This window comes from Reichenbachiella carrageenanivorans (assembly GCF_025639805.1).
Taxonomy (GTDB): domain Bacteria; phylum Bacteroidota; class Bacteroidia; order Cytophagales; family Cyclobacteriaceae; genus Reichenbachiella; species Reichenbachiella carrageenanivorans.
The window spans coordinates 3,153,158-3,169,230 of the sequence record NZ_CP106735.1 but is presented as its reverse complement, the minus strand read 5'-3'; the positions used below and the strand labels follow the sequence as shown (position 1 = coordinate 3,169,230).

The 16,073-nt window shown below is 41.6% G+C and carries 15 protein-coding genes; 4 read left to right on the top strand and 11 right to left on the bottom strand.

Annotated features, from left to right (window positions below; translation table 11 throughout):
- Positions 1 to 11: 11 nt before the first annotated feature.
- From N7E81_RS12690 to N7E81_RS12650, 9 genes are all read right to left on the bottom strand, one after another.
- The gene (locus tag N7E81_RS12690; protein WP_263049960.1) at positions 12 to 1,523 is read right to left on the bottom strand and encodes a GldG family protein; all 1,512 of its coding nucleotides are present in this window, start codon (positions 1,521 to 1,523) and stop codon (positions 12 to 14) included.
- A gap of 43 nt (positions 1,524 to 1,566) precedes the next feature.
- Entirely contained in the window at positions 1,567 to 2,292 is a 726-nt protein-coding gene (locus N7E81_RS12685) for an ABC transporter permease (protein WP_263049959.1), read from the bottom strand.
- 13 nt (positions 2,293 to 2,305) lie between these two features.
- Positions 2,306 to 3,229 (bottom strand): ATP-binding cassette domain-containing protein, encoded by a 924-nt coding sequence (locus N7E81_RS12680; RefSeq protein ID WP_263049958.1) that lies wholly within the window; start codon positions 3,227 to 3,229, stop codon positions 2,306 to 2,308.
- A gap of 133 nt (positions 3,230 to 3,362) precedes the next feature.
- Positions 3,363 to 4,106 carry an acyl-[acyl-carrier-protein] thioesterase gene (locus N7E81_RS12675; protein WP_263049957.1) on the bottom strand — a complete coding sequence of 248 codons (744 nt, stop codon included), beginning with the start codon at positions 4,104 to 4,106 and terminating at the stop codon, positions 3,363 to 3,365.
- A gap of 313 nt (positions 4,107 to 4,419) precedes the next feature.
- The gene (locus N7E81_RS12670) at positions 4,420 to 4,761 is read right to left on the bottom strand and encodes a hypothetical protein (RefSeq protein ID WP_263053119.1); all 342 of its coding nucleotides are present in this window, start codon (positions 4,759 to 4,761) and stop codon (positions 4,420 to 4,422) included.
- Positions 4,762 to 4,922: 161 nt separating this feature from the next.
- Entirely contained in the window at positions 4,923 to 6,035 is a 1,113-nt protein-coding gene (locus N7E81_RS12665) for a bifunctional 3-deoxy-7-phosphoheptulonate synthase/chorismate mutase type II (RefSeq protein WP_263049956.1), read from the bottom strand.
- Positions 6,036 to 6,046: 11 nt separating this feature from the next.
- Positions 6,047 to 6,937, bottom strand: a complete 891-nt coding sequence (locus tag N7E81_RS12660; RefSeq protein ID WP_263049955.1) for a prephenate dehydrogenase — start codon at positions 6,935 to 6,937, stop codon at positions 6,047 to 6,049.
- A complete protein-coding gene (locus N7E81_RS12655; protein ID WP_263049954.1) occupies positions 6,934 to 8,091 on the bottom strand; it encodes a pyridoxal phosphate-dependent aminotransferase in 1,158 nt (385 codons plus the stop codon). The genes N7E81_RS12660 and N7E81_RS12655 overlap by 4 nt, the downstream gene beginning before the upstream one ends.
- Positions 8,088 to 8,918: a prephenate dehydratase gene (locus N7E81_RS12650; protein ID WP_263049953.1), complete on the bottom strand. Its 831-nt coding sequence runs from the start codon at positions 8,916 to 8,918 to the stop codon at positions 8,088 to 8,090. Before N7E81_RS12650 ends, N7E81_RS12655 begins: the two co-directional genes overlap by 4 nt.
- 494 nt (positions 8,919 to 9,412) lie before the next feature.
- Between N7E81_RS12650 and N7E81_RS12645 the strand changes: the two genes are divergently transcribed.
- A complete protein-coding gene (locus N7E81_RS12645) occupies positions 9,413 to 10,003 on the top strand; it encodes a tetratricopeptide repeat protein (RefSeq protein WP_263049952.1) in 591 nt (196 codons plus the stop codon).
- Between the two features lie 449 nt (positions 10,004 to 10,452).
- Positions 10,453 to 12,054, top strand: a complete 1,602-nt coding sequence (locus N7E81_RS12640; protein ID WP_263053085.1) for an OprO/OprP family phosphate-selective porin — start codon at positions 10,453 to 10,455, stop codon at positions 12,052 to 12,054.
- Between the two features lie 27 nt (positions 12,055 to 12,081).
- Here the strand turns inward: N7E81_RS12640 and N7E81_RS12635 are convergent, their stop codons facing one another.
- Entirely contained in the window at positions 12,082 to 13,086 is a 1,005-nt protein-coding gene (locus tag N7E81_RS12635) for a DHH family phosphoesterase (RefSeq protein WP_263049951.1), read from the bottom strand.
- A gap of 256 nt (positions 13,087 to 13,342) precedes the next feature.
- On the opposite strand from N7E81_RS12635, the gene N7E81_RS12630 reads away from it, so the two are divergent.
- A complete protein-coding gene (locus tag N7E81_RS12630) occupies positions 13,343 to 13,924 on the top strand; it encodes a hypothetical protein (protein WP_263049950.1) in 582 nt (193 codons plus the stop codon).
- Positions 13,925 to 14,152: 228 nt separating this feature from the next.
- Here the strand turns inward: N7E81_RS12630 and N7E81_RS12625 are convergent, their stop codons facing one another.
- The gene (locus N7E81_RS12625) at positions 14,153 to 15,049 is read right to left on the bottom strand and encodes a hypothetical protein (RefSeq protein WP_263049949.1); all 897 of its coding nucleotides are present in this window, start codon (positions 15,047 to 15,049) and stop codon (positions 14,153 to 14,155) included.
- A gap of 261 nt (positions 15,050 to 15,310) precedes the next feature.
- On the opposite strand from N7E81_RS12625, the gene N7E81_RS12620 reads away from it, so the two are divergent.
- Positions 15,311 to 16,069: a TIGR02391 family protein gene (locus tag N7E81_RS12620; RefSeq protein ID WP_263049948.1), complete on the top strand. Its 759-nt coding sequence runs from the start codon at positions 15,311 to 15,313 to the stop codon at positions 16,067 to 16,069.
- Positions 16,070 to 16,073: the final 4 nt, after the last annotated feature.

The window sequence follows — 16,073 nt, the reverse complement described above, 5'->3', positions numbered from 1 at the left end:
GACTCAGCTGATTAAAAATTTCCTTCCATCCATTGTTGTTTTTTGCTTTTGTATTGCTGCCTGCGAATAAACGCATAGATGAGTACAAGTAAGATCGGTATGAGTACGTTACCGTATTTGAGCATTTCTCTGGCGCTATCTTCTACTGATTCTAGCGGCCTATTGGTAATGCCTTTGGTTCGCAATTCGATCAACCCTGTATCATCAGACAACCAATCGATGGCATTGGAAGCGAAGTTAACATTATCCTCACTGATTTGCTGTGGTGGATTGCCGTTGACAACAAATTGACCGTTAGCCACCACAATCAATTTCGACAATTGATTGCCAGCCAAGGCCCCTTCTAGTGCCACTGCCAAGGTCTGTGGTCCTTCTCTAAAATCATTTTGTGTCCATTTTTTTTGTATATCTACACCAGATGGTGTCGGGGCTAGACCAGACATCTCCGAGGTCAGCAATAATGGGCTATAAGATACTGTAGAGTCATTGCCTGTATAACTAACTCCACTCACGAAAGGCAACATCAAAGCCTCCAAACCATTTGTTGTGGGGTGTTCTGGGAAATCATTTACCAAAGGAAAATAAGGAAATTTGATTTGTGACCTATAAGTAAACATCCCATTGTTTTGCTGAACAGTGACCGAACCGCTCTGAGCATCTACTACAAACTGGCTACCTAAATTCACTTTTTTACCTCTTAGCCAAGCCTCCAAACCAATGTCCGCACCTTTGCTCAAGCGACCACTTTGAAGATCTCCATTCATATTAGAATAGGCTACAAACACGGCTCCTCCTTGACTCATAAATTGGTCGATCCGAGAAAACTCAATAGCCGAAATCGTGTCACTAGGATTGATGATAGCGAGTGTTCTCACGTAGGAAGGCACCTCTGTTTTTTCAGTCAAATTGATCGTTTCTACCTCATATAGCACCGATAGCTGCTGTGCCAATTGAGACACCTCTTGTATAATCGGCTCCCCATGCCCTTGCAACAAAGCAACTTTAGGTTTGTCCGTGACAGACAGTTTTTTGATCGATGTTGTCAAACTGTACTCCATATCCACCCCAGGCTGTACCACCGATATAATTTCCTTTTGGTCACCTTTCAAAAGTACCGCTCCCATATAAGCCTTGAGCTGCTGTACCTGATCTTTTTCAGACACATTGATAATAACAGGCTGAATGCCGTTTTGCTGAGCTTCTGCCTCTAGTTCTTCACTTTCGTTGGGGCTGATAAATTCATAAACAATATTGCCCTTACTCCTATTCTCATACTCAAGGAGCAAATCTTCAAAGTCCTGCCTATTACTGATCAATTGCGTAGGCAAGTCTTCTGAAAAATAGGCCTTAACAGTGATAACATCATCCAAATTGGTCAAAATATCGTCCGTAGCCTTACTCAACGTATAACGCTGATCTTCGGTAAAATCCAATCGAAAATACAGCTTAGAAGAAATCATGTTTATCACTACTAAAATGAGTGCAAACACCATCAACCTGATTATTACAGTATTTTTCTTCATCTTTTAAAATTCTTTATCCTTTAAAATTACTTACACTTGGCATTTAGGATTGCCAATTTCTTCTGGAAAGCATAGCCTGTGCGAAGGTGAGTCCTATACTTATGACCGAAAAGAAATAAATCAGATCTCGACTATCGATCACCCCTCGAGACAGCGAGTCGAAATGTGTCCGCATGCTTAGGTAGTTGAGCACCTGCCCTGCTGCTCCTCTCAGGCTAAAACCCATGATGTCGAAAAGCAAGTGAAAGAAAACACCAATCAATAGTGCAATAAGAAAGGCTACGATCTGGTTGTTGGTGATTGAACTGGCAAATAATCCAATGCTGATATAGCCAGCCGAAAGCAGCACCAAGCCCAAATAGCCCCCCACTACAGCTCCATGATCTATAGACCCAAGCTGGCTCACCGTAGCATAATAAGGAATGGTACATGTAAGCGCGATAATGACCAGCAGTAAGCAGGCTACAAACTTGCCCACTACTATTTCCCAATCAGAAATGGCTTTGGTACTGAGTAGTTCTATCGTACCCGAACGCGTTTCTTCGGCTAGCATCTTCATGGTCAATGCTGGAATGAAGAAAAACAATGTCCAGAATCCGATCTGAAAAAACACTTGCAAGCTAGCCTGCCCCATTAGAAAGACATTATTGCCTGTGAGCCAAGTAAAAAAACCAGTAAACCCCAAAAACATAATGATGATTACATAGGCAATCAACGAATCAAAAAATGAGGCCAGTTCTCTCCTTGCGATAATCCAAATTTTGTTCATCTCTAGTTTTTTTTTAGTTCGTCAAATCTCTAAATACATCTTCTAACTGTGTCTCAATGCCAGTCATTTCCATCAGGTACCATTTTTTGCTTACGCACAAATCGAAAATGGCTTTTCTGGAAGCATGATCAGGCTTGCTCTGTACAGTAAAATACCCCGATTTGCCGTCTACGGGTGTCACTGATTCTACCGTAGCTAGACCGAGGAGTTCCTTCTTCACTTCGTCGTTGGTGGCTTCTATCTGCACGGTCAGCAATTCCTGACCTTGTGATTGTTTTCGCAAAGTCTCCGACGAACCGTCTGCCACAATTCTTCCTCTATTGATAATCAAAATACGATCACAAGTAGCCTCCACTTCTGAAAGAATGTGCGAACTCAATATCACTGTTTTTTCTTTCCCTAATTTCTTGATCAACTTTCTGATTTCGATGATCTGATTGGGATCCAACCCTGTGGTAGGCTCATCCAAAATGAGCACTTCGGGATCATGTATCATGGCTTGCGCCAACCCTACTCGTTGTCTATATCCTTTTGAGAGCTCATTTATTTTTTTATGCTTTTCCAACCCCAAACCACACATCTCGATCATTTCGGCAATTCGAGAAGAGATTTTGGATTTTGCTACGCCCTGTATCTCTGCGGCAAACCTCAGATACTCTACAATAGGCATATCAGTATAAAGTGGGTTGTTTTCTGGCAGGTAGCCAATCTTTTTCTTTACTTCTTCGGGCTGATCCAAAATAGACCGATTGTCTAATCTCACATCCCCAGCACTAGGAGACATATAGCAGGTGATCATCTTCATGGTAGTACTTTTCCCAGCACCATTAGGGCCTAAAAAACCAACTACCTCTCCCGTCTTAATCTCAAACGAGATGTTGTTTACTGCTTTTTGTTCTCCGTACTTTTTGGTCAGATTTTCAATTACTATCGACATGTATTCATACAGATTAATTGCTACAAATATTTACACTGAGGTCGCAATTATAAAAATCCAAATGTAAATTTTCAAGCCTTGGAAATCCGATGATGTTAAATTTTGTTAAGCTTGTATGAATCAACTCTAAAAGTCACTCAAACCAGCTTTTAGCAATAGCATGAGCAACACCTGACTGTGCGTGGTCTAAGCTATGCAGCCAGCATTTTTGACTATCGTCAAAATAAGACTTGGACACAAATGCATCTCCGTATTTACCTTCATGCTTGAAGGTAATGTCTATCTTTTTTAGCGCATGACGCTCCAAGTACTCTCCCCCTAGGCTATCCAATACCCATTGGTAGTATTTGATATTATTCACATGATCGTTGAGGTCGATATCAAACCAAGACACCTGAACAGCTCTGGTATGTGTAGTCTTAGCCTGTTCGTACTTCACCTTATCGGCAATAGGAGGCACATTATTTCTATCTGTCACAAATTTAGCCTCATGGATGTATTCAGGAATGGCGATTAGCTTCCGAGTAACAATATCCATCACCAGCCAGTTGGAAGTAGCCTCTACGAGCAATTCATCCTGAGCACCCCAGACCCTAAAGTCACGTTTGGTGAAATACTTATCCATCCCAGCTGGCCAAGTCTCTACTTTCACGTGCTCCTTATGACTAGGCAGTCTATGGATTTCTACTCGCATCCGGTTCATCACCCACGTAATCCCTTTTTCCATCAGGTCTATGGTAGAAAAGCCCAGCGACGTAGCATTTGCCCAAGCAGCCTCCTGCATATGATCTAGCAGATTAGGTAGTTTGATGGTTTTGTGCTTGGTACAGTCTTTTGACGAAACAGTGAAGGGATGATGGTAGATATCGTTGTCCATTTGATAGAGCTCATTCAATTGATTAAGTAGGATCAGACTGCTGGATCACTCCGTATCTGGGGGCGAATCTGAATATATATCCAATTTAACTAATATTAATTACCACCATTAAAGCCATGGAGGCTCATCCTTTTCTTGATAAAAAGGATGGTATTTGAATTTGACAATCAATTATCGATATAGTAATCCCTCATCTATACAGACTGATCCAGGCTACTTATAGGCAAGCATCTTAAAACTATCCAAAATTGAGCATAAAAAAACCATCCCGTATATCCACAGGATGGTTTCTTGAGTGTAAGCGTGATGCTTATTATTTTTCTTCTTTGTCTTCTTTCTTAGGAGCAGCTTTTTTAGCCGCTGGCTTTTTAGCCGCAGCTTTCTTAGCTACAGGTTTGCCCTCAGTTTCAGCAGCCTTTTTCTTAGGAGCAGCCTTCTTAGCAGGAGCTTCAACTACTGCAGCCTCAGGAGCTTTCGCTTCTTCCTTTGGAGCTTTTGTTGCTTTGGCGGCACCAGATTTAAAACCTGCTTTTAACTCTTCTATGTCTACTTGCTTGATTACAGGAGTAGCACTCAATCTTTGGATTCGAGCCACTTTACCCTTTGCAACCACTTTATTTCTTCTTCCTTTTCTTTTTAATCTTGTTACAGCCATTGTTCTGCTATTAAATTTCGAGGTGCAAATCTATAGTAATAGATTTTTAATTCAAAGTAGACCTCTGTGATATTTGAATTATTTCAATAATGATCTTCCAAAACACAAAAAAAGCCGAACCACCTTGAGGCGATCCGGCTTTTTATACATTGAAGAAAACCTTAGGCAGTTTCTCCTGATGCGTTTTCTGTGTTCATAATTTCTGTTTGTCTCTTGATAGAGTTGTCGTGAATCAATTCGTACAAATGCTTCACAAAATCTTCTTTCAACAATACGCTCTTGCCTTTCTTCACTCTGTCGTTCATGATCTCTTCGTATCTACCTACTTGCAAGATGGTGATGTTGTGCTCTTTTTTATGCATCGCTATTTCCTCAGCTACTTGCATTCTAGCACCCATTACTTCGAGTAATTCGTTGTCGATTTTATCGATTTTAGATCTCAATTCTTTCAATCTCAATTCGAAATCAACGTTCTCAGTGTTTGGCTCTCTGATGATCAATCGATCCAAGATACCTGCCAATGTCTTAGGTGTGATTTGCTGTTTAGCATCACTCAAAGCATTGTCTGGGTCGATGTGAGACTCAATCATGATCCCGTTCATTTGCATGTCGAATGCCTTTTGAGAAATCGGCTCGATCAATGTTCTGTTGCCTGCGATGTGACTTGGATCACAAACGATAGGTAGGTTAGGAATGATTCTTTTCAACTCGATCGGAATCTCCCATGATGGATCATTTCTGTACTGCGAACCACTCATTGGCGAGAAGCCTCTGTGGATACCTCCTAGTTTGGTGATTCCTGCTTGGTTGATTCTCTCCAATGCACCGATCCACAATTGTAGGTCTGGGTTGATTGGGTTTTTCACCAATACTGGCACGTCATAACCTCTCAAAGCGTCGGCTACTTCCTGCACTGCGAATGGATTCACAGTCGTACGAGCACCTACCCAAAGGATGTCTACACCGAATTTCAATGCTAGCTCTACGTGCTCAGCAGTAGCTACCTCTACAGCAGTTAGCAAACCAGTTTCTTCTTTGGCTTTTTTCAACCACTTCAATCCTACCACACCGATGCCTTCGAATGCACCTGGTCTAGTTCTTGGCTTCCAAATACCCGCTCTCAATACTTTGATATTGGTGTATTTTTTCAATTGTCTGGCAGTTTCTAATACCTGCTCTTCGCTTTCTGCACTACAAGGCCCAGAGATCACTAGTGGTTGTTCGAGTCCCTCGATCCAATTTTCTAGTGGGGATAAAGTTAAATTTACGTCCATGTCTTTATTACTTAAATAATTTGATTCAGTGTTTCTTTTTTATTCGATTTGTCATTGATTCCATCCAACACGCGTCGAATGTCATTGGCGTTTTTCATGCAATCGATCATGGCATCTTCTTCGCCACTGTCAATCATATTTTTGAATGCCTGTAAATTTTCTATATACGCTCCCAGCGAGGCTGAGATATGTTTTTGATTTTGCTTGAATATTGGCGCCCACATCTGAGGTGAGCTTTTCGCTAGTCGCACGGTAGATTCAAATCCACTACCTGCCATATTGAAAATAGTGGCTTCATCCTTTTCGATCTCCAGTACGGTTTGTCCCAAGACAAACGAACTGATGTGCGACAGGTGAGAGACATAGGCAATGTGCAGATCATGCGACTTGCTACCCATCTCCACCACATGCATATCGAGCGCTTCCAAGCAGGCTTTTGCCAATAAGAATGATGCTTGCTGGCTTTCATCTGCATCACAAATGATGCCTGTTTTTCCGTCAAATAGCGAATCAAACGCCGCCTCTGGCCCAGAGTTTTCTGTACCAGCGATGGGGTGAGCCGCCACAAAGTTTTTCCTATTGGGATGACCCAAGACCGCCTCACAAATACCGCTTTTGGTAGAACCCAAGTCGATGACTGTCGTACGCTCATCAATACGATCCAGCACGCTAGGCAGCAGTTTTCTAATCGAGTCTACCGGAATGGCTAGTATCACCAAATCGGCAATCGACAATGCCTGAGGCAAGACCAAACAATCGTCCACGAGCCCCATTTTTTTGGCCATGTCCGCATGTTCATCATTGAGGTCTACTCCGATCACCTGATCTGCAAATCCACTCTTTTTGAGCTTCAAGGCTACTGATCCTCCGATCAATCCCAAGCCAATAATAGATACGATCATGCCTTTACCATTTCTAGCCTTTCGATGGCTGTATTAAACATTTCTTTATTGGCGCAAAGCGATATTCTCACATATCCTTCGCCATTAGACCCAAAGATGGTTCCTGGTGTGATAAACACAAAACGCTCTTGTAGAACCTCTTCTATAAAATCTTCACTCTTTTGACCTACTGGTATTTTTGCCCACACAAACATGCCAGACTGCTTAGCGTCATAGGTACAACCCAGTATATCTAAGATTCGTTCTGCCAATTTTCTACGCTGAGCATATTCTAAATTCACCTCATCAAACCACGAATCAGGCAAATTGAGTGCCTCCACAGCCGCTTCTTGTACAGGCTTGAACATCCCCGAATCCACATTTGACTTTACTCTCAAGATGGCATTCACATATTCTTCGCGTCCGCAAACCATACCTACTCTCCAACCAGCCATATTGAAGGCCTTGCTCATGGAGTTGAGCTCTAGGCAGTTTTCCATCGCACCTGATGCCGACAGCAAGCTCATGGGTTGATCGTTGAGAATGAAACTGTATGGATTGTCATTCACCACAAGGATGTTGTGCTTTTGCGCAAACGCGGCCAACTTCACAAACATCTCTGCAGAAGCCTTTTGTCCAGTAGGCATATTGGGGTAGTTCACCCACATCATTTTGGCAGAAGTCAATACTTCTGGATCTAGGTTTTCCAAGTCAGGAAACCAGCTATTTTCTTCTTTCAGATCAACATATACGGCCTTTGCTCCCATCATATCTGCTGCCGTACGGTACGCAGGATAGCCAGGATTAGGTATCAAAACGGTGTCTCCAGGGTTTAAAAAAGCCATGGAGATGTACATAACGCCTTCCTTCGACCCCAAGAGCGGCAGCACCTCGGTGGCACTATTTAATTGCACATCGTAATGCCTGCTGTAGAAGTCCGATATGGCGCTTCTCAGTTCTGGAATAGAACGATACGACTGGTAAGCATGTGTATGGGGCTGACTGGCACTTTGTACCAATTTGTCCGTCACCTGCTTGGCAGGTGGCAAATCAGGACTACCAATCCCTAGGTTGATCACATCACAGCCACGAGCATTCATCTCTCTGATCTCGTCGAGTTTTTTGGAGAAGTAATATTCCTTTACTTCCGCAATTCTATTTGCTACCTCTATCATACCGTTGGTATATTTCCTTTTATATATTCTCCATGCACTTTCACCAATTCTACTTTACTATTCAAAGCGTGAAGCGCATCTTTATAATTGTCATAATCTTCCCATACCACATCAATATTGAATGCATATTGGTAAGGTTTGCCTAATATGGGCATAGATTGAATTTTTGTTAAGTTGATCCCATGGAGCTTGAATATCTGCAACACATCTGCCAATGATCCTGGATCATGCTTGGTGATCACTCTCAAAGATGCCTTTTGCGGCTTATGATCCTGACCATTCATACGGCTTTTCATAATCAAAAAACGCGTATAGTTCTTCTTATTGGTTTCTATATTGGTATTCAATATCTCCATATTGAATAGCTCTGCTGCTCTTTTGCTGGCGATGGCTCCTGCGTTCAGCAGTTGCTTGTCGCGAATCATGCGCACACTGTCTGCGGTATCATCGTACTCTGTCAGCTTGATCTGCGGATAGTCTGCCAAAAAATCTGCGCACTGCAACAAGGCCATCGGATGAGAAAACACCTGATCCAAATCTGCTGCTGTCTTGCCTTTATGCGCAATCAAGGTCATTTCTATTCTCGTATAGATCTCACCTGTAATCTTTAGGTCGTACTCGTTGATCAAGGCATAGTTGGGCAAGATGCTCCCAGCGATGGTATTTTCTATAGCCATCACTCCATAGTCGAGCTGCTTGGCATTGATTGCCTGAGCCAAAGACCGGAAGTCATGAAATGGTTGGATCTTGATTTCTTTGCCTTCGAAGTATGCACTAGCCGCTTCGTTGTGAAATGATCCCTCTACCCCCTGTATGCCTATTTCCATTTGTCGTTTTAAAAAATTTCCAATTTTTGGTAAAAAAAAAGCCCCGAATAATTCCGGGGCTTTGCTATATTTCTTCAAAAACACTAAAGAACTATTCTTTCGACCCCTTTGCTACCGCATAGAAATAAAAGTAATAATAGTTCCAGAAAAATGTTCTTGTGTTGTTCATAGTGTCATTTAACGTCTCAAAAGTGCCAATCAAATTTTTAATATCAAAACATCTACAAGAAAAAAATATAACATTTTCAATTATTCAAGAAAACACTATTGAATTTTACAATTATCCTATCGTTTTCTAACGACTTACTCTAATTTGCAACCTTATTTGAGGATCATGCATTACACTTTACAGTCCTTCTTTATGCTCATTTTAGCAATTCGAGAAATTCAAAACGGCGTGCAAATTGCTATAACTTCTCACGATCGCTTGAAATGACAAAGAAAGAACTATTGAATACTGAGACTTCCTTTACTATCTAATCATAACATCGCCTATGTCGCTATCTAAGCACCTTGTTGTTTTATTTATCCTCACCCTGAGCTGGCAAGTATCTAGCGCACAAGGCATCATCAAACGTGATGCTCTCACGAGTATGGATCGGGGTGTGGAAGCCATGGAGAACGGCTATTACGAAGCGGCGGATCAGTTTTTCAGAGATGCGTTAAGCAAGATGACCAAGCTGCCCAGCAATCTGGCCTACTACTTTGGCCGAAACTCCTACCACCTAGGCAAATACAAACAGGCTATCAACTGGCTAAACAAATACATGGAACTGAAAGGCACCACAGGCCAGTATTACGACGAGGTAAGCAACTATATCGAGCTAGCTAATGAAGCTTTTCGCAAGCAACGAGAAGACGAAATAGACCGCACACAAAAACAGCTAACTACCCAGGGCTACTTCGACTGCCCCTCTGACTACATGCACTGTCCGCTATGCAATGGCACGGGCGTATTGATCACTCCAGGCAAATTTGGTGCGGTGTATCAAACCTGCCCCTACTCTGGATTGTCTGGCAAACTCACTTGCGACGAATACAATCAGTATTTGAGAGGCGAACTGGAGAAGAAAAAAGTAGATTAATTTCTACCCATTGAGAGCCAACCGAAGACCATCGTATTCGCTATCAGCACATTTTAATATAGCCTTGGATCGAATAAAGTAGCCCCGCATCTACACACTCCTCACCACTCTGCCATGCTGACAAGCAAAAGCTACTCACAACAGCTTGACTCCTAGCTCCTGCAACATTTTTTTGAATACAGATACCCCGACCAAAAAAAGGTATCTGTAAAACCATAGATTTATTATGAAGCCTTCCTGATTTAGCTATAGCAGCAGGCTATATTTTGTTGTTAATTCCTTTTTGAAATTCTCATCAAGAAATCTTACAGTCAATCAAAATATTCATAAATTAAACAGGTTTTACTCCCTATACACGACCATCCAACTGTATGAATCCCAAAAGCTCAACAATACAAATGGTTTCCTTTTGGCCCACGCAGGCTATAGCAAAAACATGCTTGCTATTGATGATCTGCAGTGGCGCTTTCGCACAAACTAACAAAGAGGAAACACTTATCATCAGAAATGTCAATGTGATCACTAACAGCTCTGATTCATCTCTTTTTCATGTCAACCTATTGATCATTGACGACAAACTAGAATTGGTGTCGTCTGAGGTCTTGACCAAAAAAGAAAATAGCATAGCCCTAGATGCTAAAGGTGGATATCTAATCGGCAACCTAACTATCGACACCGCCCCAAAGTTTCTTATCCTAAAAAAGGATCCTCGTAAGAATTTTGACTTATGGCTCAATATGGAACCACACATTATTTTCGCTATTTACGATGGCAATATCCGTATCAATAAATTGGAAGAAGACAACAGTAGTCCTGAAAATCAAAAAGATCCCTACGGAAGAATCAAGTGGTTTGCATACACTCCACCACCCTTTGCGCTACCTGTCAACTATAGCGACGGCAGTAAGTGGAACCACTGGAACACCAAACATTTCAAAGGGCTATTCTTTGCTGCGCTTGCGATGGACCGACTGTATTGGCTTTCGCAAAATGACGATAGCAAAACACAAATAGGATCACTCGAATCCAACGCAGGTGGCGAAATAAGAGGCTTACGGTTTGGAGCCATTGGCACAGTAAAATTTCTCAAAAAACCATGGAGCTATACCGTATTCGTGGCTACAAACGCCTTTGAAAAAGGCTTTGAAGATAGTGAACTCAACAATCTTACTTTCTATGATTACCGTTTGGATATCCCATTGCCAAAACAGGTAACATTAAGCATTGGAAAACAAAAAGAACCTTCGTCTATCGAAAGAGTACCCTCCTCCCTATTCAACTCTATGCAGGAAAGAGCCTCCGACGCCTTTCAGCCAGGACGAAACATAGGAGCACAACTCAGCGGTAATCTCCTCAAAAAAAGAATGTCGTGGGCTGCTGGCGTATTCAATCCATTTATAGAAAAAGATGGAGGCATTTCAGACAACGAAACCGTAGTGGTAGGCCGAGTCACTGGAGTGCCTTGGGCATCAAAAACAGGCAATAACCTACTTCATATTGGGGTATCAAACCGATACTCTAACGGCAACAATGGCGCACAATATGGCATCACTCCAGAGTTTAACAAGTCTATCAACTTCATCGAAACTGACCACATCTCTACCAACAGCATGAACCTCACAGGCGCAGAAATAGGCTGGATGATGGGGCCTTATTGGATTTTTTCTGAATACATCTTCAACCATTTGGATGTCTCTGGATCGGAAAGCCTCAACTTCAATCAATTTCAAATCACGGGCTCATGGATACTGAGCGGAGAGCATCGCTCCTATCGCTACAATAACGGCACTACCAGCCCAATTCCAGTGGCTATTGGCGTCAACCAAGGCGGCCGAGGAGCTTGGGAACTCACCGCACGATTTTCTAACTACGACCTCATCGATCGAAACATCAATTATGGTCTTATGAATATTTATTCACTTGGGTTAAACTGGTGGCCTACCGAATTTGCCAATGTAAGTTTCAATTTCAGATATGGCGAAGTGGAGCAAATGGGTGTAAAAGGTCGTACCACAGGCCTAAATACCAGACTACTCTTACTACTAAACTAAATCTATCTCGCAATCACCCCTCCAGTGCTATTCCTTCTCGAAATAGTCAGGAATCACTTTTTTAATTTTGACTAAAGTCTCCTCTACAGACGAATTGCTCATGCCACCAGCTGCATTGGCGTGTCCTCCGCCACTGAAGTGATCGGCAGCCAGGGTATTGACTGGATTTTCGTCGCCTTTGGATCGGAAAGACATCTTCACTATGCCGTCACGCTCGGCCAGCATCACGGCTACTTTCATGCCCTTGATCGACAAGGCCAAGTTGGCCAAGCTGTCAGTATCGCCTTTTTGATAATTATACTTGGCTAGTTCTTCTTTAGTCAAAGGAATAAGCGCCACATGGTAATCTTCCAATATCTCCAACTTCTCACTCATGGCGTATCCCTGCAAACGCAAGCGACTCGCCGTATTATTGTCGTTGAGCACTTCGTGAATCAGGTGGTGCTGTACGCCTGCCGCCAATAGTTTGGCCAACAGCTCGTGCGTACGTGGCTGTACTGCTGGAAATCGGAAACTACCCGTATCGGTCAAAATACCCAAATAGAGCGGCGTACCGATGTGCTCATCCAGCATGGCTTCATTGCCCGACTGCACCACCAGCTCGGTGATGAGCTGTGCGGTAGACGACGACGAAGTCTCTGATACCATCAGCGTGGCAAAATCCTGCGGATGGAGATGGTGATCGATCATCACTTTCTTGCAAGTAGCCGCTTCTAGCAATGCTTGCATATCTGACCCGATACGATCTGTAGCATTGTAATCCAAAGAGAAAATCAAGTCGGCTTTTTCAAAGGCAGCAGTAACCTCCTCTGGCTGATCGGTCATGAGCCATATAGGTGCTAGTCCCACCCACTCCAGAAAATCTGGCGCTGCATCTGGGTGACAGACCATAGCCGAACGCCCCAGCTTTTCGATAAACCTTAACAGGCCCAACGAGCTACCTACCGAGTCTCCATCTGGCGACTTATGAGAAGTAATGACTATGTGCTTCGCTGAGCAAATTTCAGCTACAATCTGTTCGTATATATTCATGAAATGCTAATCTATCTATAGAGAAGAGTGCGAAGGTACGAAAGCGAGGCAATGTTTTAAACATCCATGGACTAATGTTATGGACACATACCATTCCCTCTTGCTTTCATCTCTTTATTTTGGTATTCTTGTTTTAGGTTTGTCTAGCAGCCAGACCTAACCGCAGCATTTCTGAGAAAAAAGAATACTTTTAAAACTAAAACATAAGGGATATATCAACCACTAGTGGTTGATACCTGGATGTTAGAGAGAACTGATGAGAATTAAACTAGTTAAGCCAAAGAGAAGATTTAGACTTGAACATGAATGGAGTCGAATCTTGATGTGGTTAGCTTCCATAGTAGGCATGGTATGGTTCACAAGCATTGCTCTCAAATCACAACTTCTTAACTTCAACCCTGACGACTATACTACTCGAGTCGCACTGTTAAAGCACAACCCTCACATAACAGCCAGCCAAGATGGAAAAAAAGTTGTTTTGGATCGAGTAAATCATACATATATTGATATTTCCGGCCCGCTCGAATTTGATAATGGATTCGATTCAGATAGTTTCATGAACGAGGTGTTAGCTGGTGATACCATAACCTATACGATACGTAAAGGCAGCTCCAACATGAGCGGGCAAGTGTTTGCCATCAGTAAAGGTGATAAAGTTTATATGGCCCTCGAACATCTTAAAAAGTATGACACTCCACTTTATAAAGTTATTACTTCATTGGGGCTAGTCTTTGTTTTCGTTGTAACACTCCAAATGGCTGTAAATCAATATGCAGATGTTTCAATTAGCAACGGTACCATCACGATTCAGCTTAAATCGACTGAAAAATCTCTCTAACAAGGTGTAGGCACGAATGCCCTTGCGAGCTTCCCGAATTAATGCCAGAATCAGCACCGCCGCTCCTCGCGGAATCTCTAGAATACCGAGAACGCATTCGTGGTTTCCTTGGCGGTCTAAATCAAACGTAATGGCTAAACAGGCTTTTGTGGTTGTGCGCGGATCGGCTATCTTTCTACTTTAATCAAGCTGTGAGGGCACATCGTCCTACACAGGCGTTATCTTCCACTAATCTTCTAAATTTAATTGCTCGGCTCGGAGTATTCTTTTATGAACTTTAGTGACTTTGTATTCCTTGTTTTCGTACGTCCCTGCAAACTCATTGTATACTTGTTTTATGGCTAAGTCACAAACAAGAATATCCCCATTAGAGAAACTCATACTGCCTTTAACGACTTTTATCAAGTAGTCATTATCCTCTATTTCAGCATTAATCTTAATCCCCTTGTAATAAAATTGCCACTTAAACCCTTTTGAAAAGACCACTTTGAATATATTCAAGTTAGCAAATTCGATAAGTTTATACTTTTCTCTTTCAATCCCTTCCGTATCCTCAAACAAATTGTCTTTCACGTCGAAATACTCAAACTCATTTTTTAGTATAGAAGATAACTCCTCATTCGAACTATCTAATAACTGAATACTTTCAACATCATCATCTTTATCTACTTTGTCAAATACATTTTTCAACTCAGACTGTATGTTAGGATTGCTTTTAATTGCGCTATAAATAGAACTATCAATCACAAAAACATCACCTTTAACGTTATAAATATTAGTTGTATTATTTTCTCCTATCTCCTCTTTAGAAGATTTCTTCCCTTTTAGATGCTTATAGAGCTCTATAATTACCACAACAGACCCAGCAATACCTCCTACATTATTTAGAATATCTTGCCCTGAGGTAATCAAATTTGTTACCTGTTTAAAATCTATAAACAGTTCAATTGGAAAGCTAGCAGGTGGTAATGCTCGTAGTTTTATTTTAAGGTCATAGTCTGGAGCTAAGCTGTTCTTAACTTCACGTATGAACTCAGCAAAATGTAATTGGCTGGTATACAGGGTATCAAAATCAATATATTCTAAATCACCCCTGTATTTGAATGTGAACTTTTCTGCTTCCATTAGGTTAATCAGGTTTCTCATCGCAATATATTATTTAATTAAGCATAATCTAAAAAAAGGAAGATAACATGGTGTATAAGAGTCATGCTATGTAGATTGTTGAGTGAGTTTTTCTGCTTTCTGGAAGCACCGCCATATCTCAGATGTGATCTATTTGAATCAAAAATTGTATAGACCAAATCAGAGATTTGGCTATTTTGAATCCGAAGCATTATCTTCACCAAAACGCACGATCTATACACAGGCGTTAGGATTAATACAATGCAACTAGCAAACAACGAAGCAATCATTCAGTTTAGACATCTACACAGAGTTGCTATTGAACTCAAGGAGAAGTTTGATCAAAATGCACATATTGATGCACTAGTAGCACTTGAAGAAGTTTATAGCCGTGAACTGGAACGACTAGGTAGACTTATTCCATCAGAGGTATTTCAAAAAGGCTACCTGCTTCGGCATTCAAGTTTTCTTAGACGGTATATTTTTAGTGGTCAGCCTCAAAATTGTGAAGGAGATATTAGATCAATTTGCTTAACTGACATATTCGAAGTTGAAGAGAGCTATCTCCATTATTTATCTGAAACGAAGGAAAGTAGATCAACAGAGTTAGACTGGAGCATGATTCATCCTAAAATCCATGAACTTGCTAAACCAAGATTTGATCAAGGGTTGTATTCAGATGCGATTGTTGCTGCATTCAAAGAACTGAACTCTCAAATTAAAGACGAATACAAGACAATTTCTAGTAAGGAACTTGATGGAGAGAAACTAATGCGTCATGCCTTTTCAGTATCGAACAAAAACGGTAATAATCCAACTATCCAGATCTGCCTAACAGATACAGAGAGTGGTGTCAATAAACAGGACGGATATATGAACATTTTCGCAGGAGTTATGCGAGGAATTAGAAACCCCCTTTCACACGCAAATGTCGACATGAATCTTATTGAGGCTTGGGAACTACTTGTTTTCTCGAGTCATTTAATGCGAATTTGGGATAACAGAATAAAAGAGAAATAACTAA

What these genes read in the sequence shown, in the direction of transcription:
- N7E81_RS12635 (WP_263049951.1), bottom strand. Translation starts at nt 13,086, where the DNA reads ATGAATATATACGAACAGATTGTAGCTGAAATTTGCTCAGCGAAGCAC.
- N7E81_RS12665 (WP_263049956.1), bottom strand. Translation starts at nt 6,035, where the DNA reads ATGGACGTAAATTTAACTTTATCCCCACTAGAAAATTGGATCGAGGGA.
- N7E81_RS12655 (WP_263049954.1), bottom strand. Translation starts at nt 8,091, where the DNA reads ATGATAGAGGTAGCAAATAGAATTGCGGAAGTAAAGGAATATTACTTC.
- N7E81_RS12680 (WP_263049958.1), bottom strand. Translation starts at nt 3,229, where the DNA reads ATGTCGATAGTAATTGAAAATCTGACCAAAAAGTACGGAGAACAAAAA.
- N7E81_RS12650 (WP_263049953.1), bottom strand. Translation starts at nt 8,918, where the DNA reads ATGGAAATAGGCATACAGGGGGTAGAGGGATCATTTCACAACGAAGCG.
- N7E81_RS12670 (WP_263053119.1), bottom strand. Translation starts at nt 4,761, where the DNA reads ATGGCTGTAACAAGATTAAAAAGAAAAGGAAGAAGAAATAAAGTGGTT.
- N7E81_RS12630 (WP_263049950.1), top strand. Translation starts at nt 13,343, where the DNA reads ATGAGAATTAAACTAGTTAAGCCAAAGAGAAGATTTAGACTTGAACAT.
- N7E81_RS12625 (WP_263049949.1), bottom strand. Translation starts at nt 15,049, where the DNA reads ATGGAAGCAGAAAAGTTCACATTCAAATACAGGGGTGATTTAGAATAT.
- N7E81_RS12660 (WP_263049955.1), bottom strand. Translation starts at nt 6,937, where the DNA reads ATGATCGTATCTATTATTGGCTTGGGATTGATCGGAGGATCAGTAGCC.
- N7E81_RS12620 (WP_263049948.1), top strand. Translation starts at nt 15,311, where the DNA reads ATGCAACTAGCAAACAACGAAGCAATCATTCAGTTTAGACATCTACAC.
- N7E81_RS12675 (WP_263049957.1), bottom strand. Translation starts at nt 4,106, where the DNA reads ATGGACAACGATATCTACCATCATCCCTTCACTGTTTCGTCAAAAGAC.
- N7E81_RS12690 (WP_263049960.1), bottom strand. Translation starts at nt 1,523, where the DNA reads ATGAAGAAAAATACTGTAATAATCAGGTTGATGGTGTTTGCACTCATT.
- N7E81_RS12685 (WP_263049959.1), bottom strand. Translation starts at nt 2,292, where the DNA reads ATGAACAAAATTTGGATTATCGCAAGGAGAGAACTGGCCTCATTTTTT.
- N7E81_RS12640 (WP_263053085.1), top strand. Translation starts at nt 10,453, where the DNA reads ATGATCTGCAGTGGCGCTTTCGCACAAACTAACAAAGAGGAAACACTT.
- N7E81_RS12645 (WP_263049952.1), top strand. Translation starts at nt 9,413, where the DNA reads ATGTCGCTATCTAAGCACCTTGTTGTTTTATTTATCCTCACCCTGAGC.